The following is a 20,067-nucleotide window of genomic DNA, read 5'->3' as shown; positions in this document are numbered from 1 at the left end:
TCATGGTCCGTGTCTCCGATGGAAAGGCCTCAGCGGATGCCGAAGCGCGCCTGCGTGCCTTGTTCGATCATGTCCGCGCCCACGCGATACAGGTTGCGCGAGACGTAACTGGGCACTTCGCGTGCCCGCTCGCGCAGCCATTCGGCCTTGAGCGAGCGGGCCTCGGCGATCTCGAGGGCCTCGCCCTCGGCGGTGGCTAGCAGGTCGATCACGTGCAGCGCGAGCTGCCACTGCTTGTTTGCTGCCAGCGCACGTGCCTGGTCGATCACGCCGCGCTTGTCGGTGATGGCGTCGGCCACCGCGCGGCCGATGGCCTCGGGCGCGGCCGGGTGCAGCGAGGTCGGGTTGCGGTCCCACCAGCCGTTCTCCGAGCGGTAGATGTCGCGCACGATGTAGCCCGGGTCGCCGTAGGTGGGCTTCATCCACTCGACCGCGAACAGCTCGTCGGGAAAGCGGATGCGCGCCAGGATGTCGCGCTCGTTGAGCCCCTCGTTCATGAGCCGCACCACCTCCGCGCGCACCCAGCGCAGCGCGCGGGCCGTGTGCAGGAGCACGTGCTGCACCTGGTCTTCGCCCTCGAGCGTGGCGCCGAATTCGCGCACCGCCTTGCGCGGCTTCAACGCCGCCAGCGCCTCCAGCGTGTCGGCCCAGCGCACCGTGTCGCGCATGGTGCGAAAGGGCGTGCCGATGTTGGGAATGGAGTCGATCAACGCCGCGCCGCCGTACAGCACGCGCTGCGCCGGGCTCCACAGCGCGATCGCGTCGTCGGTTTCCGAGGGTGCCCAGCGCAGCTCGACGCGGCACTCGCCGCTGCCGATCTGCAGCACGTCGTCGAAGGTCTCGGTGGGCGGGTGCGTCACCAGCCGGTGGTCGAAGAAGCCGGCGGGGCGGTTGAACTGGATCTCGGCCATGCGGTGCTGCAGGGCCAGCGTCTCGCGGTAGCGCGCCAGGCGGCGCGGCACGTTGCGGTGCGCAATGATGCGCGGCGGCGCATCGCCGCGCGCGGCGGCATGGGCCAGCCACATCGGCACGCCGGCGTTGTAGCCGATGTGGCCGTGGCTGAAGCACAGCGCATGCACTGGCGCGTCGCTGAGCTGGCGCAGCGCGTCGATCATGCCCTGCGTCACCGAGCCGCCCGGGCCGGCGTCGACGACGACCAGGCCCACGTTGGTCTCGGCCACGAACGATTGGCCCTGCCCGCGCAGGATGTGCAGGCCCGGCGCGACGGTTTCGGTGCCGGTGCCGACGATGAGGAAGGGCTTTTCTTCTTCTGTGGCTTGGGGTTTTTCAGCGGTGGCACTCATGCGGAATCCTTGGTGACGGTGAGGGGCGGCAGCTGGTAGCGGCCGTCGAGCAGTTCGGCGCGCGGCACGTAGGCGCGCAGGCACAGGTAGAAGCTGCCTTCGGGCGCCGGCAGCCAGTTGGCGCGCGCGGCCTCGCCTTCGGGGCGTGCGTGCTGGATGTGCAGCGTGAGCCCGCCGTCCGCGTCGCGCCGCAGGCCCGGCGTGCGGTCGCCGACGGCGTAGCGGTCGATCGGGTTGTCGACCAGCATGTAGTCGCGCGTGTCGTACATCGTGAGCGACCAGAAGGCGTCGACCGGCGGCAGCGCGTCGGGCGCGAAGCGCAGCGTGTAGCGGCGCTGGCCGGTGAGCGGCTCGCCCGCCGCGTCGTGCCAGGCCATCGGGTAGGTGGCCTCGCGGCTTTCGAGCATGCCGATGTACTTGAGCGCGATCAGCGCGCGCGCCAGGTGGTCGTCGCCGAAGGAGCCTTCCACCAGCGGCATCTGCACCCAGCCCGAGGCCGTGGTGCGGCCCGACTGCGCCTCGCGCAGCCGGGGCAGCACGGTGTCGAGCGCGGCCTGCAGCGCGGCGCGCTGACTGTCGTCGAGCGCGCCCGCGCCGGGCCCGATGCCGAGCGATGCATAGCGCGCGAGCTGCGCGGCATCGTCAGCCGGCGGTGCGTTGTCGCGCAGCGCAGCGTTCACCTGCGCGGCGAAGTGCGCGGCCGTGAGCGGTGCCTTCGGGTCGCAGGCCGGGTCGAAGGCGCGCGGCACCGAGGCGCGGCCGGCCTCCCAGTCGGCCAGCGTGCGCACGCGAAAGCCGTCCTGCAGCGCGTTGACGGCGGGCACGTCCTGCGGGCCGTCGACCAGCAGGCGTCCGATGATCCACAGCCAGCGCGTGGGCGCCTCGATGCGCGCGCCCGGCGCATCGAACGCGGCAGGCAGCGTGCCGCGCCATCCCGGCGGCGTGACCACGAAGGCGCGCGCCGCCGTGCCCGTGAGGCGCTGGCCCAGGTGGGCAAAGGGGTTGGTGAAGAAGTCGAGAAGGCCCAGCACGTAGTAGCGCCCGGCCGTGTCGGGCACGTCGATCACGAGCGGGCCCTCGCCCAGGTCGAGCCAGGCGTTGGTGTAGAGCGTGTCGTTGTTCGGCGTGACGACGCGGCTCTTGCCCGCGCCCAGCAGTTGGCGCGCGTGCGTGAACACGTTGCACCAGCGCAGCGGCTTGGGCGCCTCGCCGGCGGCGTCGGTGCGCTGCGGCGAGGTGGCCGCGCGCATGCGGCACATCTCGTACAGCGGGTAGGCGTAGACCACGGCCTCTTCGGCCAGGGCTTGCAGGGTGGCGTCGGTGTGCGGCTGCATCGTGCTCAGCCCTGTTGTGCCTGCAGCGCCGGGATGCGCCAGCCCTGCACGCCCTCGCGCGGGTAGTACATGCGCAGGATCAGGTAGAAGCGCCCGGCCGGCGCGGGCAGCCAGTTGGCGGCATCGGCGGGGCGCGCGTGGCCCACCACCAGTTCGAGGCTGCCGTCGGCGTTGCGCTTCAGCCCGGGCGTGCGGTCGCCGATGGCGTGGCGGCGGATGTCGTTGGGGTAGAGGAAGCGGTCGGTGTCGTACAGCGTGACCGACCAGAAGGCGTCCGCGGGCGGCAGGTCGCCGGCCTCGAAGCGCATCGTGTAGCGGCGCTGGCCGTCCAGCGGTTCCTGCGTGGCGTCGTGGTGCGCGGCGGCGTACACCGCCTCGCTGGTGGCCAGCGCGCCCAGGCCCAGGTAGGCGGTGCGCGCGCGGCCGAGGAACTCGTTGCCGTAGCGGCCGGTGGCCGGCGTCATCGACCAGGGCTTGGGCCGGCGGTTGCGGCCCACCGCGCCGACCAGCTGCACGCCCTCGGCGAAGCCTTCGATCAGGCCTTCGCGCAGCGGTGCTTCCAGCGCGTCCCACGAGAACGCGGCGTTGGCCAGCAGCCCGCCCTGGCCGAACCACGCCACGAGGCCGCGGTCTTCCACGCGGCCCGGCGCCTCGGCCAGCGCGTGGCACACGTTGGTGAAGAAGCGCGGCGCCACTTCTGCGGCCGGTTCGCCGTGCTCGAAGGCGGCGGCCATGGCGTCCTCGTGCGGGCCGGCCCACTGTTCGATGGCGGCCGGGCGGCCCTGCAGCACGGTGCCGGGCGCGGGCTTCAGTTGGATCTCCGACTGCAGCGCGCGCGCGGCCGGCCAGTCGCTTTCATCACCCACCAGGATGCGGCCGATGAGCCAGACCAGGTCGGTCGGGCAGCGCACCACGCGGTGGCCGGCGAGCGATTCCGGCACGGTGCCGCCGGGGCCCACGAGCACGACCGTCTCGCCCTCGGGGTTGCAGTTGCGCGGGCCCAGGTTCTCGAAGTTCTCGGTGTAGGCGTCGTACAGCGGCAGCACGAAGTAGCGCCCCGGATGCCGCGCCGACGCGGGCACGGTGAGCAGCATCGGCCCGTGCGCCAGGTGCAGCCAGGCCATGGTGTAGAGCAGGTCGTTGGCGGGCGTGACCACGTCGCGGTCTTCGTGGGTGGACGGGCGCGGCGCGTGGTGCAGCGTGTTCAGCGGCGCGCGCACGTCGGAGCCGGCCGAGGCGCCGCTGCGGCGTTCGGCGCGCGGCGCGGTCTGCATGGCGCAGGTGCGGTAGGTCTCGGTGAGCGGATAGCCGTAGACGAAGGCGGCCAGGCCGATGGAACGGGCGAGCGCCTTGCGGGCGGCGGCGATGTCGGGCACGGGAGCGGGAGCGTTCATGGGAAAGACCTCGGGGTTCGGAAAAAAAGGGGAGAGGGGGAAGGCGGTTCAGTCGAGCTTCACGCCCGTGGCCTGCGTGAGCTTCAGCGTCACGGGCAGGAAGGCCTTGTAGGCCGCGGCGGCCTCGGGCGGCAGGTTGCCCACGGGCTCGGCGCCGAGCTCCTCGATGCGCCGGCTCACCTCGGGCTGGCGCACCACCGCGCTGACCTCGCGGCCCAGGCGCTCGACGATGGCGTCGGGCGTCCTGGCCGGCGCCATCAGCGAGGTCGGGCCGGTCATGGCGTAGACCTCGTCGGCGTAGCCCTGCTCGGCGAAGGTGGGCACGTCGGGCAGCGCGCGGGCGCGCCGGGGGCCGGCCACGGCCAGCGGGCGCAGCTTGCCGGCCTTGATGTACGGCTGCAGCGTGGTGACCGAGCCCACGGTCATCTGGATCACGCCGCCGATCAGGTCGATCGCCATCGGGCTCTCGCCCTTGTAGGGCACGTGCATCGTCTGCAGGCCGTAGGCCTTGTCCATGTACACCTGCACCTGGTGCGGCTGCGTGCCCGGGCCCCACGAGCCCATCGAGTACTTGCCGGGCGCGGCCTTGGCGGCGGCGATCAGGCTCTTGAAGTCGGTCGCCGGCACCGAGGGGTGCACCGCCAGCACGGTGCGCGTGGTGGCGATGTCCGACACCATGCGCAGGTCGGTGCGCGGGTCGTAGGGCAGCTTGCTGTAGAGCACCAGGTTCGCCGTGACGGGGCCCGGCACCGTGAGCAGCAGCGTATGGCCGTCGGGCGGGCTCTTGGCGACGTAGTCGGTGCCGATGATGCCGCCCGCGCCGCTGCGGTTCTCGACCACCACCGGCTGGCCCAGCCGCTTGGACAGCCCCTCGGCCACGAGCCGCGCGAGGATGTCGGTCGAGCCGCCCGCCTGGTACTGCACGATGATGCGCACGGGCTTGGAGGGGAAGGGCGCTTCCGTGGCCGCCGCCGCCGCGCTTGCCGCGAGCACCAGTGCCGCGCCCGCGCCGAGTGCGCGCCCGAGTCCGTTCTTCGATGTCGTCGTCATGCGATGTCTCCGGTGGTTGTTGTGCTTCAGGGCGCGCGGCCGACGACCAGCGCGTCGACCGCCACGCAGCCGCCCTCGGCCTGCGGGCGCGCGATCAGCGGGTTGATCTCGGCGCTGTCGAGCGAGTCGCCTGCGCGCTGCGCGAAGTCGGCCAGCGCGCACAGCGCGTCGGCGATCGAGCCGAGGTCGACCGGCGGCCGGCCGCGTGCGCCGTTCAGGATCGCGAAGGCGCGCAGCTCGCGCACCATGGCCAGCGCGTCGTCGCGTGCGATCGGCAGCGCGCGCAGCGACACGTCGCGCAGCGTCTCGACGTGGATGCCGCCCAGGCCGAACATCAGCACCGGCCCGAACACCGGGTCGCGGTGCACGCCCGCGATGCATTCGACGCCGCCCGTCAGCATGCGCGCCACCAGTGCGCCGTCGAGCCGCGCCTCGGGCCGTGCGGTGCGCGCGAGGTCGCGCGTGCGCTCGAAGGCCGCGCGCGCCTGCGCCGCACCGCGCAGCCCGAGCGCCACGCCGCCGACGTCCGACTTGTGCGGGATGTCGGCGCTGACGATCTTCACCACCACCGCCTCGCCGAGCGCCTCGGCGGCGGCCGCCGCTTCGTCGGCGCTGCGCACCACGCGGTGCGGGACCACGGGCACGCCGGCGTCGGCGAGCAGCGCGAGCGCATCGGGCTCGGACATCGTGCCGGGCGCGAGCGTCAACGGCGCCTTGGTTGATGCGGGCGTTGCAGCCACCGCAGCCGCAGGCTTCAGCCCCGCCAGCGCGGCGATCGTGCGGATGCCGTCCGACGGGTCGGCGAACACCAGGCAGCGCATGGCCTCGAGTTCGGCGCGGCGCTGCGGCGTCAGCAGCGTGCTCACCGCCAGCAGCGTGTCGGGATAGGCCTCGCGCAGCGAGCTCACCAACGAGCGCAGCACCGGCCAGAACGCGTCCGACGCGCCCGCGGCAGCCAGGAAGCCCATCCACGAGGCGAAGCCCTGGTCGTCCAGCATCACGCGGGCCGTGCGATCGATCAGCGTCATGTCGTTGGTGACCTGGCCCGTGATGTCGACCGGGTTGCGCGGCGCTGCGAAGGGCACCCAGCGGCGCAGCGTGTCCTGCGCGGCCTCGCTCAGCGGCCGGGCGTCCAGGCCCTGGGCCGAGGCCTCGTCGGCCATCAGCGCGCCGACGCCGCCCGAGAGCGTGAACAGGCCGATCGAGCGGTCGCGCGGGCGGCCCGCCACGGCCGCGCTGTGGGCCAGGTCGAAGAACTCCGTGAGGTTGCGCGCGCGCAGCACGCCGTACTGGCGGAACACCGCGTCGTACACCGCGTCGTCGCCCGCCAGCGCGGCGGTGTGCGAGGCCGCGGCCTCGGCGCCGAGTGCGGTGCGCCCGACCTTGACCATCACCACCGGCTTGCCGTTGGCCTGCGCCAGGGCCAGCGCGGCGCGCAGCCGGGGGCCGTCGCGGCAGCCTTCCATGTAGGCCATGATCACGTCGGTGTCGGGGTCCTGCGCGAGCCAGGCCAGGCAGTCGGCGACCTGCACGTCGGCCTCGTTGCCGGTGGTGGCCCACAGCGACAGGCCGACGCCGCGCGCCCGCGCCATCGCGTAGGCATAGGCGCCGAACGCGCCCGACTGGCTCACCAGCCCGATGCGTCCCGGCATCACGCGGCCCACGCCGGGCGCCGGCGAGAAGGTGGCGTACACGTGGCGCGCGATGTTCATGAAGCCCAGGCAGTTGGGGCCGACCAGCCGCACGCCCGCGGCACGCGCCTTGTCGCCCAGCCGCGCCTGCGCCGCCGCGCCCTCGGCGCCCACTTCGGCAAAGCCCGAGGAGAACAGCACCACGCCCTTCACGCCCGCCGCGATGGCGTCGTCGAGCGCGCCGTCGACCAGCGCCGACGGCACCGCGAGGATGGCCAGGTCCACCGGCTGGCCGATGGCGCGCAGGCTCGGGTAGGCCGGCAGGTCCTGGATGCGGTCGGCGTTCGGGTTGACCGGGTACAGCGCGCCCTCGAAGCCGAAGCGGCGCTGGTAGTCGACGGGAATGCCGCCGATCTTCTGCGCGTTGGACGAGGCGCCGACCACCGCGATGGCGCGCGGCGCGAACAGCGCCGAGAGGGATTCGGCTTGCGAAGAGAAGAAGTCCATGGGCATGGCGGAGGTGTCGGAAGTCAGAAGTTGTGGCGGATGCCGGTGGCGAGCACGCGCACGTCGTTGCCGCTGTTGGCCACCACCGGGATGGTCGCGAGCGAGGCCGAGGCGCCGTGCCGGTTCAGCAGGCGCAGCCAGCGCGCATAGACCACGGTGCGCTTGCTCAGGTAGTAGTCGTAGCCCAGCGTCCAGGCCAGCTGCGAGCGTTCGCTCTCGGCCACCTTGCGCTGCGTGGCGCCGAAGATCAGGTTCGAGGCCGGCGTCACGTTGTAGGTGGCGCCCAGGTTCACCAGCTTCGCGGTCGGCACGTTGGGCAGGCTCGAGGCGTTGCGCACGTAGCTGGCGTACAGCTGCAGGCCGATCGAGGGCAGCTCGTAGGAGCCGGTCAGCGCCTGGTAGGTCGTGGTGGCGGGCGAGGCCACGGGCGCCGCCGCCGAGCCCGAGCGCGCGCGCTGGAAGGCGTAGGCGATGTAGTACGGCTTGCGCGCCCAGCCGATGTTGCCGCCGTAGACGTTGCCGCTCTGGTGGCTCGGCGCGCTCGATTCGCCCGGCGCGTAGGCCAGGTCGGCAAAGAACTCCATGCTGGCCGGCGTGCGGTAGCGCACCATGTTGCTGGCGCGGGCCGCGAAGGGCGTGAGGCCCGGTTGCGCGTCGGTGGCGGCCACCAGGTTGATGGGCGAGAACACCGAGTTCAGGCCGTAGGGGTCGGCCTTGAACAGCGCGTAGAACATCGGCGTGTACATGCGGCCCGCGTCGATCTGCCCCCACGGCGCCGAGAACCCGACGAAGGACTGCCGGCTGAACGACATCGCGGGGCCGGGCAGCGTGCCATTGCCGGTGTCGGGCGCAAAGCCGCTCTCCAGCGTGAAGTGCGCGCCCAGGCCGCCGCCCAGGTCCTCGGTGCCGCGAAAGCCGATGCGCGAGGCGGTCTGGCCGCCGTCCTCCAGCCGCGTGGAGGAGGCGGGGCCCGACCTGGCGTGCGCCACGTACAGGTCGAGCGTGCCGTAGACGCTCACGGTGCTTTGCGCGGACGCAAGGGCGCAGGCCGCGAGCGCGAGGGCCGCGGTGGCTGTCTTCTTCATTTGGGTTGTCTCCGGTGTGGCGAGCCGCTAGGCGGTGCCGCCTGTGTGCTTGTCGATGTCCGGGGCTTACGATAGAAATGAAGGGCCCCCGAATCTGTCAACGCTTTGACAGATTCGTGAACACCAGGGCAGGGAGAACCCGCTGACCCGACCACCTGCAACCACCCCCCCCGACGCCGAAGACAGCGCCGAGCTGCTCGACCGCGCGCTGCGCTGGAACGAGCTGTTTTCCCAATGGCCCGACGCACGCCGCGCCGAGCTCATGAAGTCGGCGCGGCTGGTGCGCTACCGCCGTCGCACGCAGGTGCTGGCGCGCGACCGCCACAAGCGCGAGCTGCTGGCGGTGGTGTCAGGCTGCCTGGAGATCAGCAGCATGAGCCCGCAGGGGCGCAAGTACGTCAACGCGCTGCTCGGGCCCGGCCAGGTGGCGCCGCTGGTGCGCCTGCTCGAGGACGTGCCGCTGCCCTACGACTACCACGCGCACGAAGACTCGGTGATCGTCCACCTGCCCAGCGACGCCGTGATCGCGGTGCTCGACGCCGAGCCCGCGCTGTGGCGCGGCGTGGCCCGGCTGGGCCTGAAGCGCCAGCGGCTGAGCGTGGTGCTGCTGCAGAACCAGATGCTGAACTCGGTGCGCGGGCGCGTGGCCGCCACGCTGATGAGCGTGATCCACTTCTACGGCATGCAGGTGGAGGCCGCCGCGAGCCTGCCGGTGCGGCTGTCGCAGAACGACCTCGCGGCGATGCTGGGGCTGTCGCGCCAGACCATCAACAAGGAGCTGGGGCGGCTGGTCGCGGAAGGCGTGATCGACATGAGCTACAAGCGCATCCGCATCGTGGACCCCGACCAGCTCGCGGTCATCGCGACGGGCACCGGGCCGCAGTGAGCGGCGCGCACCGCAGCGCGCAGGCTCAGGGGTGGATCTTCTCGCCCTTGGCGAGCATCTCGACGAACTGCGCGATGCGCCGGGCGCGCGTCTCGGGCTTCTTCGCGCCCTGCGTGCGGAACAGCACGGCGAAGCGGTTGCGCGCGTCGAGCGTGGCGAAGAAGGCCTTGGCGGTGCGGTTGGCGTCGAGCGCGGCCTGCAGGTCGGGCGGCACGGTGGCCACGCTCGGGGCGTCGTAGGCCGCCTCCCAGCGGCCGTCGGCGCGGGCACGCTCCACCTCGGCCAGGCCGCCGGGCTGCATGCGGCCCTCGTCGATGAGCTTCAGGGCCTTGTCGCGGTTGATCTTCGACCAGATGCTGCGCGCGGTGCGCGGCGTGAAGCGCTGCAGGAAGAACTGCGCGTCCTGGCTCTTGCGCTGGCCGTCGATCCAGCCGAAGCACAGCGCGATCTCCAGCGCCTCGGGGTGGTCGACGGAGGCGATGCCGCTGGCTTTTTTCGCGATGCGCAGCCAGACGCCGGCGTGGCTCGCATGGTGTTTCTTGTACCAACGCAGCAGCGCGGCGGCGTCGGCACATTCCAGCGGCGTGTCGTCGACGATGCGGTCCACCTTGACCGCGGTCTTCTTCGCCGCCGGGCTCACGGCACCCACCAGTAGCGCAGCGCGTGGAAGTAGATCGGCGCCGCGAAGATCACCGAGTCGAGCCGGTCGAGCATGCCGCCGTGGCCTTCGATCATGGAGCCCCAGTCCTTCACGCCGCGGTCGCGCTTGATGGCCGACATCACCAGCCCGCCGAAGAAGCCCAGGAGGCAGATCATGAAGGCCATGAGCGCCGCCTGCCACGGGTTGAAGGGCGTGGCCCAGTACAGCGCCGCGCCCATCGCGGTGGCGCTGGCCACGCCGCCGATCAGGCCTTCCCAGGTCTTCGACGGCGACAGCTCGGGCGCCACTTTGCGCTTGCCGAAGAGCTTGCCCCACACGTACTGCAGCACGTCGCTGCCCTGCACCACGATGACCAGGAAGGCGATCAGCAGCAGGTTGCGGCCCTCGAAGCCCGGGATCTGCAGCGTGAGCAGCGCCGGCACGTGGCTGATGCAGAACACGCACACCATCAGGCCCCACTGGATCTTCGAGGTGCGCTCCAGGAAGCGCTGCGTGTCGCCGCCCACGGCCGCCAGGATGGGCAGCAGCAGGAAGGCGTAGACCGGGATGTAGATCGAGTACAGCCCGTACCAGTCGATCCAGATGAGGAAGTACTGGCCCGGCAGCGCCACGAAAAAAGCCAGCGCGATCGCGCCGTGGTCGCCGCGCCGCGTGTAGGCCAGGCTGATGAACTCGCGCAGCGCATAGAACGAGATCAGGTAGAACAGCACGATCACGCCGCCCTTGCCGAAGGCAAAGGCCAGGCCGATCACCGCCACCATCACCCACCACGCATTGACGCGCGAGTTGAGGTTGTCGATCACCGAGTGCGGCTGGCCGTGCGCCACGCGCCACTTGAGCAGCGCGCCGATGGCCGAGGCCAGCACGAGCACGCCGAAGACGCCGCCGAAGAGCTTGAAGGTGGTCCAGGCGAAGGGGGACATTTCGATCACGAGGCGGTCCCTCCGTTTTGTTCGATGCGGTCGTACTCCGGGCGCAGGTCGAGCATGGCCGTGCGGGCGCGGGCGAGGAACGCCGTCTTGTCTTCGCCTTCCTCGAGCTGGATCGGCGCGCCGAAGCGCACCGTGCAGGCCAGCGGGATCGGCACCAGCGTGCCCTTGGGCAGCACGCGCTTGAGGTTCTCGATCCACACCGGCACCAGCCGCACGGTGGGGCAGGCGCGTGCCAGGTGGAAGAGGCCGCTTTTCAGCGGCAGCAGGATGTCGTCGCCCGTGTTGCGCGTGCCCTCGGGGAACATGATGAGCGAGTCGCCGCCTTCCAGCGCCTCCTTCATCTGGTCGACCGGGTTGCCGCCCTGGCCCGAGCCGTCGCGGCGGATCATGAGCGCATTGAACACGTCCTTGCCGATGAAGTTGCGCAGCTTCGAGGCCTCCCAGTAGTCCTGGCCCGCCACGGGCCGCGTGAGCGCGCGCAGGTCGGAGGGCAGCGTGGCCCACAGCAGCACGAAGTCGCCGTGGCTGGTGTGGTTGGCGAAGTACAGCGTCTGCTCGGCCTTGGGCGTGGTGCCCGACCAGATGGCGCGCACGCCGGTCAGGAGGCCGGCCGCGCCGATGATGAGCTGGCCCGCCACCACCGCGAGGCCGCGGCGCACGATGGCGCTTGGCCGGGCGCCGTCGTCGCTGCTGCTGTCGTTCTTGTTGTTGCCGTTGTCGTTGTTCAAGCGAGTTCCTGTGTCATGAGGGCGAGCAGGAAGAGCGCGTTCTGGCAGGCGATCACGATGGCGTGGCGCTGCATCAGTTGGCGGGTTCCCTGCACGCGGTCGGCGAGCGCGCGGGCGTTGGGCTGCGGCGGCGGGTCGCGCAGCCCGAGCACCGACAGGGCGTTGTCCATCGCGCCCAGCGAGGCGATCTGGCCGTTGGCCAGGCCTTCGAACAGCGCCTGGTCCAGCCGCAGCCGGAAGGCGAAGTAGCGTTCGAGCACGCCCAGCACCATCACCGCGGCAAAAGCCAGGATGGCGGTGTTCGAGAGCCCGCGCAGCGTGAGCGCCAGCACCAGGGCGGCGATGCAGGTGAGCGCGAAGCCCCAGAGGGCGAGCATGGCCGCCGCGCGCAGCAGGCCGGCCAGGGTGGTGCAGGTGGCGCGTTCGTTGTCAGTCATGGCGCGAAGGTGTTCCAAGGGGTTCGAGTGCGGTACGCCAGGCGGCGTGCAGCACGATCTGCGGACGGGCGCGGCGCACGGCGTCTTCGGCCTGTGCCAGGCCGTGGTCGCGGCCCAGCCAGGCGATCACGGCGGCGGCGCTGCGCGAGAAGCCCAGCGCGCAGCAGACCCACACGGCCGAACGGTCGCCGCCGCGCGGCGCTGGCCTTCGATGACGGCCGCGGCGCGGCGCAGGCGCGCGGGCGGCGGCACCACGAGGTCGAGCAGCGGCACGCAGCGCGCACGGGCGGGCGGCACGCCGGCCGGCAGTTGCAGCTCAGCGCACAGGCTCACGAGCCGAGGCTGGCCGGCGGCGAGCCATTCGGCCTGCGTGGGGCGGCGGCCCAGGCGCAGGCCGGGTACCACCTCGACCGAGGCCGGCAGCTTGCGCGTCCAGAGCCACACATTGAAGGCCGCGGCCAGGCGGTAGGGCGCGAACAGCCAGCGCGCCGCCCAGCCCATGCGGCCGTGGCCGTCCATCTGGAAGCCGCGCGCGCCGAAGCCGAGGTAGTTGAGCGCCACCAGCGCGAGCGCCGCTGCCGGCCAGGCCAGCCACAGCGCCACGCCGCCCGTTGCCAACGCCGCGAACAGGCACAGCGCCGCGCCCACGGCATAGAAGCCCGCGAGCTTCAGCCGCTGCGGATCGCGCGCCAGGCGCCACGCGCGCAGCATCGACACCCGGCGCGCCATCGGCCACAGCCACACGCAGAAGATGCCCAGCAGCGCGCCGGTCGGGATGTCGATGAAGTGGTGCTGCCAGGTCGTGAGCACCGAGGCGCAGATCGCGAAGGCCCACACATGCAGCACGAGCCGCGCCCACAGCGGCCGGATGAAGCGCCGGTACCAGTCCCACAGGATCACGGCCAGCGCGATGTGCAGCGAGGGCGCCTGGTTGTAGGGCTGGTCGAAGCCGCGCAGCGCGTTGAACAGGAAGGCCGGGGCGCCTTCCACCGGCGGCTGGCCGAAGCTGAAGTGCAGCGGCCAGAGGATGAAGCAGGTGCAGGCGATGAGCGTGGCGCTCACCAGCCGCAGCGCATGCCGGTCGAGCGTGTGGCGGTCGCGCGCCAGGAACAGCGACAGCGCGTAGAAGACGTTGATGGTCCAGTACGGAAAGATCGTCCAGGCCCAGAAGGGCACCTGCCGCTCCCAGTCGAAGGCCATCGAGGGCACGCTGGCGCGCGTGGTGGCCCACCAGTTGGCGAAGCCATACGTGGCGTAGAACAGCGGCCCCAGAAACACCAGCCACGCGGCGGCGCGTTTCCACGGCCGGGGCGCGCGCCGGGCGGTCATTGCGCGACGCGCACCGCCAGCGACACCGTGAAGATGCCCCACTCGTCCACCCGCTGGTCGATCTTGCGGAAGCCCGCCTCTTCGACCAGCTGGTCCATCTCGGCCTGCGTGCGCCGGCGCATCACCCAGGCTTCGCCCTGGCGGTGGCTGGTGAGGGCGCGGGCGATCATTTCGAGCTGCGGGTGCCAGGGCTGGCCGGTGTAGACCAGGTAGCCCCGGTCTTCCACCGCGTCGCCCACGCCCGCGAGCGAGCGGCGCACCATCTCGTTGTCGGGGAACAGCTCGTACAGGCCCGACACCACGGCCAGCGTGGGCCGCGGCGTCACGCTCGCCAGGCTGATGCGGTCGAAGGCGTCGGCCTGCACGAACTGGGCGACGTCTTCCAGGCCCTTCTCGGCAATGAGGGCTGTGCCGTCGCGCACGTTGATGTCGCTGTAGTCGCGCAGCAGGATCGAGCTGGCCTTCACCGGACTGGCCAGCACCGCGTCGAGCACGTAGCGGCCGTGGCCGGCCGCGATGTCCATGAGGCGCACTTCGCGGTGCATCTCGACCAGCCGCTCCATCGCGATGCGCAGCAGCTCTTCCACGTGGATCTTGCGCTGGCGGATGCCGCGCCAGCCGATGGAGTCGAGGTAGGTGCGGTCGACCGAGCGGCCCAGCGCGCCCTTGCCCTGCGGCTGGTTGCGGTAGACGTAGTCGAGCGTGCTGCCCGAGTCGAAGCCCGTGGCGTGGCCCAGCGCGATGCCGCTGGACAGCGCGCCGCCCACGCGCAGCCCGCCGCGCGTGATCGCCCAGTAGGCGCCGCGCGGCGACAGGGGCGAGAGCGGTTCGGCCAGCGCGCGCGATTCGTCGGCGGTGTTGCCGTTCAGGTGCGCTTCGCGCAGGTCGACCGGCACGGCCGGTTCGTCGAAGCGCTGCAGGATGAATTCGCGGATCGACGCCACCGCGGGCGCCCGGTCTTTTTCGCCCAGCGTGTCGTGGAAGAAGCCCGGCAGCACCGTCTTCGTCTTCACGGCGCTGCCCAGCCGCTCGAAGAACTGGTGCTGCGGCTTGTGGTGCACCACCCAGTCGGCGCCCGAGATGAGCAGCTGCACAGGCAGCGTGATCGCGTTGGCGTCGGCCACCACGCGGTCGGCCGCCTCGTACAGGCCCAGCAGGATGTTGACGGCGATCGGGCGCGAGATCAGCGGGTCGTTCTTGTAGCTCTCGATGCGCGCGGGGTCGTGCGTGAGGAATTTCGGCTTCACGTAGCTGTTCACGAAGAACAGCCCGCGCAGCTTGTGCATGAGCGCCAGCCCCGGCCGCGCGAACGGCACGTAGAGCTTGACCTTGAAGGCCGGCGAGGCCAGCGTGAGGCCGCGCACCTTGGGCGCGTAGTCGTGCGCCCAGGTGGCGATCAGCACTGCGCCCACGCTCTGCGCGACCACGTGGATGTCGTGCTCGGGCACGCCGTGGGCGGCGGCGATGTGCTGCACGAAGGTCTGCACGTCGCGCACCGAGGTGCCGAAGCTGGGGCTGTAGCCGCGCTGGCCCGGCGACAGGCCGTGGCCGCGCGCGTCCCAGGCGAAGAAGTCGAAGTCGGGCAGGTCCAGCTCATCGACCAGGTGCGCCATGCGCGCGCCATGCTCGTGGCCGCGGTGGAACAGCAGCACGGCGCCGCGCCGCACGGCGCCCGTGGCCGGCCAGTGGCGGTAGAACAGCGATTCGCCGTCGTGCGTGCGGAAGTGGTGTTCGGCGGCGACGCGGGGTGTGGAAGGGGTCATGAAGAAGGGTCTTCTTTATTTATTTGTATGGGGGTGTTTCAGGCGGCGGGCGCTTCAGCCTCGGCCAGGGCGCGGCGGATGCGGTTCACGACCGTCCAGGCCACCAGCGCGGCCAGCAATGGCATCAGGAGGGCGGTCCAGCCCGGCAGCGGCCCGCCAAGGGCGACATACAACCCGAGCGCGCCGAACACGAAGGCCCGGTCGCTCTTGCCCATCGGCCCGTCGTAGCGGCGCGAGGCGCCCACCGTCGGGCCCAGCGCGCCGGCGAATTCGCTCAGTCCGGCCAGCACGATGACCGTGCCGACCCAGAACGGCGCGAACGGCGCCACCAGCGCGAAAGGCAGGTAGAGCGCGGCGTCGGAGACCACGTCGGTGAGTTCGTTGAGGAAGGCGCCCAGCCGGCTCTGCTGGTGGTGTTCGCGCGCCAGCATGCCGTCGATGGCGTTGAAGGCCATGCGCAGGAACATCCAGGCGGGGATCAGGCCGAAGGCCGCCAGCGAGGGCGCGGCGAAGAACAGCCAGAGCCCGAGCCCGACCGACACCGCGCAGGCCGCCAGCGTCACCTGGTTGGCCGTCACGCCCATCGCATGCAGCCGGACCACGAGCGGTCGCAGCAAGGCCTGGAAACGCGGTTTCAGTTCGTAGATGGACACGTTCTGACTTCCCTCTCTTGTTATGTTCTGCAGGCATTCTGCCAGTGTGGCCAGGGACTAAACTTGCCTCCGAAGACCCACCCCCAATGACCATCCAGACCGACGATTTCGCCCCCGCCCCGCAACGCGTGGTGTCCGCCGCCCCCGCCTCGCCCAACGAGGAGGCGATCGAGCGGGCGCTGCGGCCCAAGCTGCTCGACGAGTACGTCGGCCAGTCCAAGGTGCGCGAGCAGCTCGAGATCTTCATCGGCGCGGCGCGCAAGCGCAAAGAGGCGCTCGACCACGTGCTGCTGTTCGGCCCGCCGGGCCTGGGCAAGACCACGCTGTCGCACATCATCGCGGCCGAGCTGGGCGTCAACCTGCGCCAGACCTCGGGCCCCGTGCTCGAAAAGCCCAAGGACCTGGCAGCGCTGCTGACCAACCTCGAGCCCAACGACGTGCTCTTCATCGACGAGATCCACCGCCTGAGCCCGGTCGTCGAAGAAATTTTGTACCCCGCGCTGGAGGACTACCAGATCGACATCATGATCGGCGAGGGCCCCGCGGCGCGCAGCATCAAGCTCGATCTGCAGCCCTTCACGCTGGTGGGCGCCACCACCCGCGCCGGCATGCTGACCAACCCGCTGCGCGACCGCTTCGGCATCGTGGCGCGGCTGGAGTTCTACACGCCCGAAGAACTGGCGCTCATCGTGCGCCGCAGCGCCGGCCTGCTCAAGGTCGAGACCGACGCCGCCGGCGGCTTCGAGATCGCGCGCCGTTCGCGCGGCACGCCCCGCATTGCCAACCGCCTGCTGCGCCGCGTGCGCGACTACGCCGAGGTCAAGGGCAACGGCCGCATCACCGAAGACATCGCGCACAAGGCGCTGGCCATGCTCGACGTCGACCCGCAGGGCTTCGACCTCATGGACCGCAAGCTGCTCGAGGCCGTCATCCATCGCTTCGATGGCGGCCCGGTCGGCCTGGACAACGTGGCCGCCAGCATCGGCGAGGAGCGCGACACCATCGAGGACGTGATCGAGCCCTACCTCATCCAGCAGGGCTACCTGCAACGCACGCCGCGCGGGCGCATCGCCACGCTCGCGGCCTACCGCCACCTGGGCGTGGTGCCGCCCTCGGGCCGCGCCGACGGCCCGGACCTGTTCGGCGCCTGAAGAGAAAACCATGCACACCCACGACCTGAGCGCCTGGCAGCACGACCACCATTTCGGCGCCGGCAACGCCGCCGCCGAACGCAGCACCCGCCTCGTGATGTGGATCACCGCCGCCATGATGGTGGTCGAGATCGGTGCCGGCTGGTGGTTCAACTCCATGGCGCTTTTGGCCGACGGCTGGCACATGAGCTCGCACGCGCTGGCCATCGGTCTGAGTGCCTTTGCCTACGCCGCCGCGCGGCGCTACGCCCGCGACCCGCGCTTTGCCTTCGGCACCTGGAAGATCGAGGTGCTCGGCGGCTTCGCGAGCGCGCTGCTGCTGCTCGGCGTCGCCGCGCTCATGGTGGTGGGTTCGCTGGAGCGGCTGTGGTCGCCCGTGGCCATCCACTACCCCGAGGCCATCTCGATCGCGGTGCTGGGCCTGGTGGTGAACCTGGTCTGCGCGCGGCTGCTGGGGCATTCGCACGACCATCACGGCCATGACCACGGGCACGCGCATGACCACCACCACGGCCATGACCACGCGCATGGCCACGACCTCAACCTGCGCTCCGCCTACCTGCACGTGGTGGCCGACGCCGCCACCTCGGTGCTCGCCATCGCGGCGCTGCTGGGCGGCTGGTTCTACGGCTGGTCCTGGCTCGACCCGGCCATGGGCATCGTCGGCGCCGTGCTCGTCGCCGTCTGGGCCAAGGGCCTGCTGAAGGAAACCGGCAAGGTCCTGCTCGACCGCGAGATGGACCACCCCGTCACCGAAGAAATCCGCGAAGGCGTCGAGACGGTGCTGGCTGACTCCGAAACCCGCGTGGCCGACCTGCACGTCTGGCGCGTCGGCCGCGATGCGTACGCCTGTGCGCTCACGGTGGTGACGCATTCGGCCACGCTCACGGCCGACCAGGTGCGGGCGTGCTTCTCGATGCATGAGGAGATCCGGCACTCGACGGTCGAAATCCAGCGCTGCGTGGACTGAGACGCCTGTCGAACGAAGGCTGGAATCCGTGACCCTCGATGCGTCCCCGGAAGCCGTGGTGCAGCGCCAGCTGGCCGCCTACAACGCCAGAGACCTCGAGGCGTGGCTCGCCACCTATGCCGAGGACGCCAAACAATTCGAACTGGCAGGCAAGCTGCTGGCGGCCGGCCACGCCGAGTTGCGCGCCCGAACCGCGATTCGCTTTGCCGAGCCTGACCTTCATGCACGCCTGTTGCAGCGCTCGGTCATGGGGCATGTCGTTGTCGATCACGAGGTGGTGACGCGCAACTTCCCGGAGGGGATCGGCACCGTGGAGATGGTGTGCGTCTATGTGGTCCGCCAGGGCCTCATCCAGACGGCATCGTTCGAGATCGGCCCACCGACGATGGGGCGCCCGGCCGACTAGCAGGCCGGGCTGCGCCTTCAGCAGCCAGTCAAGGCGTCGGCCGCCGGACGTGCCGCACGATCAACATCTGCGCCACGTAATAGGTAGACAGCACCCACAGCGACGCCAGCGGCAGCGGCGACACGAACCGGTTGATCGCCAGCAGCGCGTCGCTCAGCATGAAGAAGCAGGCGCCCACCGCCACCCACAGCGCGGTGGGGTCGCTTGAACGCAGCACCGCCGCGCGCCCGATCGCCTGCGCCGCCATGCAGGCGATCACCACCACGTAGAACCCGACCGGGATGCGCAGCGCCACCGGCAGGCCGCCCTGCCACAGGAAGGCGTACATGCCCGCGCCGATCAGCAAGGTGGCCGCCAGCGCGCGCGGACGCGGGAACAGCCCGACGCCGATGCGGAACAGCGCGATGTACGCCAGGTGCGCGAGCAGGAAGCACACGAGCCCGGGCACGAAGAGGTTCGCCGGCCCCATCAGCAGCACGTCGCCCGCGAGCGAGAAGACCAGGCCCGCCAGCAACAGCGCATCGAAGCGCGCGATGCCGCCGGGCTGGCGTTGCGCGCGGCGGGCCGCGAAGGCGATGGCGATCGCCAGCGCCAATGGCTTGAAGAGGAGGTGCAGCCAGCCGATGCCCAAGGCCGCGCTCGCCGTGGCCAGCGCGGCGGCCTCGACCAGCAGCACCTCGGTGACCGACAGCCGGCCCTGCAGCACCGCGCCCACGGCCCACAGCCCGGCCGTCAGCGCGGCCAGCCAGACGGCGGCCTGCGGCAGCGGCACGGCGTCGGAGTACCAGAGGAACACCGTCACGCCGCCCAGCAGCGCAAGGAACTGCAGGCCCGCGAACCATTGCACGCCGCGGCTCACCACGGGCTCGTAGCGCGTCACCTTCGCGATGTCGAAAGCGGGCTTCGGGTAGCGCGCCGCCACGTCGGCCGGGCGCCAGCCGGGCGGCTTGAACCACACGCGCAGCTTGTCGGACCAGCGGCGCGCATGCCATGAATCCCTGGCGAGCGCCCAGTAGACCTCGGCGTTGGCCCACAGCGGGTCCCAGCTTTTCAGCTCGCCGCGCGTGCCGTACACGCAGCGCTCGTCCTCCTCGCGGAAGGTGCCGAAGAGGCGGTCCCACACGATCAGCACGCCGCCGTAGTTGCGGTCCAGATACGTGTCGTTCACCGCGTGGTGCACGCGGTGGTTCGAGGGCGAGCAGAACCAGCGGTCGAACCAGCCGAGCTTGCCGACCTGTTCGGTATGCACCCAGAACTGGTAGAGCAGGTCGATGAGCGCCACCACGACGAACACCAGCGGCGGCACGCCGGCCACGGCCATCGGCAGGTAGAAGATCCAGCCCAGCAGCGCGCCGCTCGAGGTCTGGCGCAGCGCGGTCGACAGGTTGTAGTGCTGGCTCTGGTGGTGCACCACGTGCGCGGCCCAGAGCACGGCCGACTCGTGGCCCATGCGGTGCAGCCAGTAGTAGCAGAAGTCGTAGAACACCAGCGCCAGCAGCCAGCCGTACCAGGTGGTCCAGAACTCGCGCGCCGCCTCTTGCGGAAAGAGCGCCACCGCCGAATACACGGCGGTGTAGATGCCGATGCGCAAGAGCCCCGTGAGCACCGCGCTGATCTGGCTCAGCATGCCCAGCCCGATGCTGTTCACGGCATCGGCCAGGCGATAGGTGTCCTGCCCAGTGCCGCGCCGGGCGCGCGCGCGGCCGACCGCGAACTCGATCGCGATCAGCAGGAAGAACACGGGGGACACGAGAACGATGATCTGGCCAGAGCGCATCGTCCGATTGTGGCGTTGCCCCGGTGCCACGCGTCACCGGGATGTCACGGAGTCGCCATCGTGCGGTCA

19 protein-coding genes are annotated in these 20,067 nt (G+C 71.0%); 4 read left to right on the top strand and 15 right to left on the bottom strand.

Annotation, left to right across the window (positions count from 1 at the left end):
• Nucleotides 1-29: 29 nt before the first annotated feature.
• From FFI97_RS21275 to FFI97_RS21250, 6 genes are read right to left on the bottom strand one after another with little or no spacing between them, the layout of a single operon-like run.
• The gene (locus FFI97_RS21275) at nt 30-1,304 is read right to left on the bottom strand and encodes an alkyl sulfatase dimerization domain-containing protein (RefSeq protein WP_139706062.1); all 1,275 of its coding nucleotides are present in this window, start codon (nt 1,302-1,304) and stop codon (nt 30-32) included.
• Nucleotides 1,301-2,638, bottom strand: coding sequence for a DUF1254 domain-containing protein (locus FFI97_RS21270; RefSeq protein ID WP_139706064.1), 1,338 nt, complete (start codon nt 2,636-2,638; stop codon nt 1,301-1,303). The genes FFI97_RS21275 and FFI97_RS21270 overlap by 4 nt, the downstream gene beginning before the upstream one ends.
• A 5-nt stretch (nt 2,639-2,643) precedes the next feature.
• Nucleotides 2,644-4,032 carry a DUF1254 domain-containing protein gene (locus FFI97_RS21265; protein WP_139706066.1) on the bottom strand — a complete coding sequence of 463 codons (1,389 nt, stop codon included), beginning with the start codon at nt 4,030-4,032 and terminating at the stop codon, nt 2,644-2,646.
• Between the two features lie 48 nt (nt 4,033-4,080).
• Entirely contained in the window at nt 4,081-5,082 is a 1,002-nt protein-coding gene (locus tag FFI97_RS21260) for a Bug family tripartite tricarboxylate transporter substrate binding protein (protein WP_139706068.1), read from the bottom strand.
• 26 nt (nt 5,083-5,108) lie between these two features.
• On the bottom strand, nt 5,109-7,220 hold the full coding sequence (locus FFI97_RS21255) for an acetate--CoA ligase family protein (RefSeq protein ID WP_144004499.1): 2,112 nt from the start codon (nt 7,218-7,220) through the stop codon (nt 5,109-5,111).
• 23 nt (nt 7,221-7,243) lie between these two features.
• Complete coding sequence (locus tag FFI97_RS21250; protein WP_139704412.1) at nt 7,244-8,305, bottom strand: porin; 1,062 nt, start codon at nt 8,303-8,305, stop codon at nt 7,244-7,246.
• A gap of 262 nt (nt 8,306-8,567) precedes the next feature.
• Here FFI97_RS21250 and FFI97_RS21245 point away from each other — a divergent pair, with 262 nt between their 5' ends.
• The gene (locus FFI97_RS21245) at nt 8,568-9,191 is read left to right on the top strand and encodes a Crp/Fnr family transcriptional regulator (protein WP_223301435.1); all 624 of its coding nucleotides are present in this window, start codon (nt 8,568-8,570) and stop codon (nt 9,189-9,191) included.
• Nucleotides 9,192-9,216: 25 nt separating this feature from the next.
• On the opposite strand, the gene FFI97_RS21240 is transcribed toward FFI97_RS21245, so the two are convergent.
• The 8 genes from FFI97_RS21240 to FFI97_RS21210 all read right to left on the bottom strand — a co-directional run bounded on the left by FFI97_RS21240 (nt 9,217) and on the right by FFI97_RS21210 (nt 15,694).
• On the bottom strand, nt 9,217-9,840 hold the full coding sequence (locus tag FFI97_RS21240; RefSeq protein ID WP_409574639.1) for a YdeI/OmpD-associated family protein: 624 nt from the start codon (nt 9,838-9,840) through the stop codon (nt 9,217-9,219).
• Nucleotides 9,828-10,775: a phosphatidate cytidylyltransferase gene (locus FFI97_RS21235; protein ID WP_172438312.1), complete on the bottom strand. Its 948-nt coding sequence runs from the start codon at nt 10,773-10,775 to the stop codon at nt 9,828-9,830. Before FFI97_RS21235 ends, FFI97_RS21240 begins: the two co-directional genes overlap by 13 nt.
• 5 nt (nt 10,776-10,780) lie before the next feature.
• Nucleotides 10,781-11,446, bottom strand: a complete 666-nt coding sequence (locus FFI97_RS21230; RefSeq protein WP_139704435.1) for a lysophospholipid acyltransferase family protein — start codon at nt 11,444-11,446, stop codon at nt 10,781-10,783.
• Nucleotides 11,447-11,508: 62 nt separating this feature from the next.
• Nucleotides 11,509-11,949, bottom strand: a complete 441-nt coding sequence (locus tag FFI97_RS21225) for a hypothetical protein (protein ID WP_062482724.1) — start codon at nt 11,947-11,949, stop codon at nt 11,509-11,511.
• Nucleotides 11,942-12,079 carry a hypothetical protein gene (locus FFI97_RS34035; protein ID WP_260685095.1) on the bottom strand — a complete coding sequence of 46 codons (138 nt, stop codon included), beginning with the start codon at nt 12,077-12,079 and terminating at the stop codon, nt 11,942-11,944. Before FFI97_RS34035 ends, FFI97_RS21225 begins: the two co-directional genes overlap by 8 nt.
• A complete protein-coding gene (locus FFI97_RS21220; RefSeq protein WP_260685094.1) occupies nt 12,076-13,278 on the bottom strand; it encodes a phosphatase PAP2/dual specificity phosphatase family protein in 1,203 nt (400 codons plus the stop codon). The genes FFI97_RS34035 and FFI97_RS21220 overlap by 4 nt, the downstream gene beginning before the upstream one ends.
• Nucleotides 13,275-15,041 carry a bifunctional alpha/beta hydrolase/class I SAM-dependent methyltransferase gene (locus tag FFI97_RS21215; RefSeq protein ID WP_139704408.1) on the bottom strand — a complete coding sequence of 589 codons (1,767 nt, stop codon included), beginning with the start codon at nt 15,039-15,041 and terminating at the stop codon, nt 13,275-13,277. The genes FFI97_RS21220 and FFI97_RS21215 overlap by 4 nt, the downstream gene beginning before the upstream one ends.
• Before the next feature lie 38 nt (nt 15,042-15,079).
• Complete coding sequence (locus tag FFI97_RS21210; RefSeq protein ID WP_095947964.1) at nt 15,080-15,694, bottom strand: CDP-alcohol phosphatidyltransferase family protein; 615 nt, start codon at nt 15,692-15,694, stop codon at nt 15,080-15,082.
• An 86-nt stretch (nt 15,695-15,780) separates the two neighbouring features.
• On the opposite strand from FFI97_RS21210, the gene ruvB reads away from it, so the two are divergent.
• Genes ruvB through FFI97_RS21195 form a run of 3 tightly spaced genes read left to right on the top strand, consistent with a single transcriptional unit; the run spans nt 15,781 to nt 18,221 of the window.
• A complete protein-coding gene (gene ruvB / locus FFI97_RS21205; protein WP_139704406.1) occupies nt 15,781-16,845 on the top strand; it encodes a Holliday junction branch migration DNA helicase RuvB in 1,065 nt (354 codons plus the stop codon).
• A 10-nt stretch (nt 16,846-16,855) separates the two neighbouring features.
• Nucleotides 16,856-17,815, top strand: a complete 960-nt coding sequence (gene dmeF, locus FFI97_RS21200) for a CDF family Co(II)/Ni(II) efflux transporter DmeF (RefSeq protein WP_139704404.1) — start codon at nt 16,856-16,858, stop codon at nt 17,813-17,815.
• Between the two features lie 28 nt (nt 17,816-17,843).
• Nucleotides 17,844-18,221 (top strand): nuclear transport factor 2 family protein, encoded by a 378-nt coding sequence (locus FFI97_RS21195; protein WP_139704402.1) that lies wholly within the window; start codon nt 17,844-17,846, stop codon nt 18,219-18,221.
• 28 nt (nt 18,222-18,249) lie between these two features.
• On the opposite strand, the gene FFI97_RS21190 is transcribed toward FFI97_RS21195, so the two are convergent.
• Nucleotides 18,250-19,998: a lysoplasmalogenase family protein gene (locus FFI97_RS21190; RefSeq protein ID WP_139704400.1), complete on the bottom strand. Its 1,749-nt coding sequence runs from the start codon at nt 19,996-19,998 to the stop codon at nt 18,250-18,252.
• Nucleotides 19,999-20,067 lie beyond the last annotated feature (69 nt).

The sequence above is a fragment of the Variovorax sp. KBS0712 genome, from assembly GCF_006323185.2.
GTDB classification, from domain to species: domain Bacteria; phylum Pseudomonadota; class Gammaproteobacteria; order Burkholderiales; family Burkholderiaceae_C; genus Variovorax; species Variovorax boronicumulans.
The sequence above is the reverse complement of the archived record's forward strand: the minus strand, read 5'-3'. Positions and strand labels throughout refer to the sequence as shown.

Bases quoted from the DNA above. Each gene is read 5' to 3' on its own strand.
- ruvB (WP_139704406.1), top strand. From the start codon at position 15,781: ATGACCATCCAGACCGACGATTTCGCCCCCGCCCCGCAACGCGTGGTG.
- FFI97_RS21250 (WP_139704412.1), bottom strand. From the start codon at position 8,305: ATGAAGAAGACAGCCACCGCGGCCCTCGCGCTCGCGGCCTGCGCCCTT.
- FFI97_RS21265 (WP_139706066.1), bottom strand. From the start codon at position 4,032: ATGAACGCTCCCGCTCCCGTGCCCGACATCGCCGCCGCCCGCAAGGCG.
- FFI97_RS21255 (WP_144004499.1), bottom strand. From the start codon at position 7,220: ATGGACTTCTTCTCTTCGCAAGCCGAATCCCTCTCGGCGCTGTTCGCG.
- FFI97_RS21225 (WP_062482724.1), bottom strand. From the start codon at position 11,949: ATGACTGACAACGAACGCGCCACCTGCACCACCCTGGCCGGCCTGCTG.
- FFI97_RS21245 (WP_223301435.1), top strand. From the start codon at position 8,568: ATGAAGTCGGCGCGGCTGGTGCGCTACCGCCGTCGCACGCAGGTGCTG.
- FFI97_RS21215 (WP_139704408.1), bottom strand. From the start codon at position 15,041: ATGACCCCTTCCACACCCCGCGTCGCCGCCGAACACCACTTCCGCACG.
- FFI97_RS21275 (WP_139706062.1), bottom strand. From the start codon at position 1,304: ATGAGTGCCACCGCTGAAAAACCCCAAGCCACAGAAGAAGAAAAGCCC.
- FFI97_RS21235 (WP_172438312.1), bottom strand. From the start codon at position 10,775: ATGTCCCCCTTCGCCTGGACCACCTTCAAGCTCTTCGGCGGCGTCTTC.
- dmeF (WP_139704404.1), top strand. From the start codon at position 16,856: ATGCACACCCACGACCTGAGCGCCTGGCAGCACGACCACCATTTCGGC.
- FFI97_RS21190 (WP_139704400.1), bottom strand. From the start codon at position 19,998: ATGCGCTCTGGCCAGATCATCGTTCTCGTGTCCCCCGTGTTCTTCCTG.
- FFI97_RS21270 (WP_139706064.1), bottom strand. From the start codon at position 2,638: ATGCAGCCGCACACCGACGCCACCCTGCAAGCCCTGGCCGAAGAGGCC.
- FFI97_RS21260 (WP_139706068.1), bottom strand. From the start codon at position 5,082: ATGACGACGACATCGAAGAACGGACTCGGGCGCGCACTCGGCGCGGGC.
- FFI97_RS21220 (WP_260685094.1), bottom strand. From the start codon at position 13,278: ATGACCGCCCGGCGCGCGCCCCGGCCGTGGAAACGCGCCGCCGCGTGG.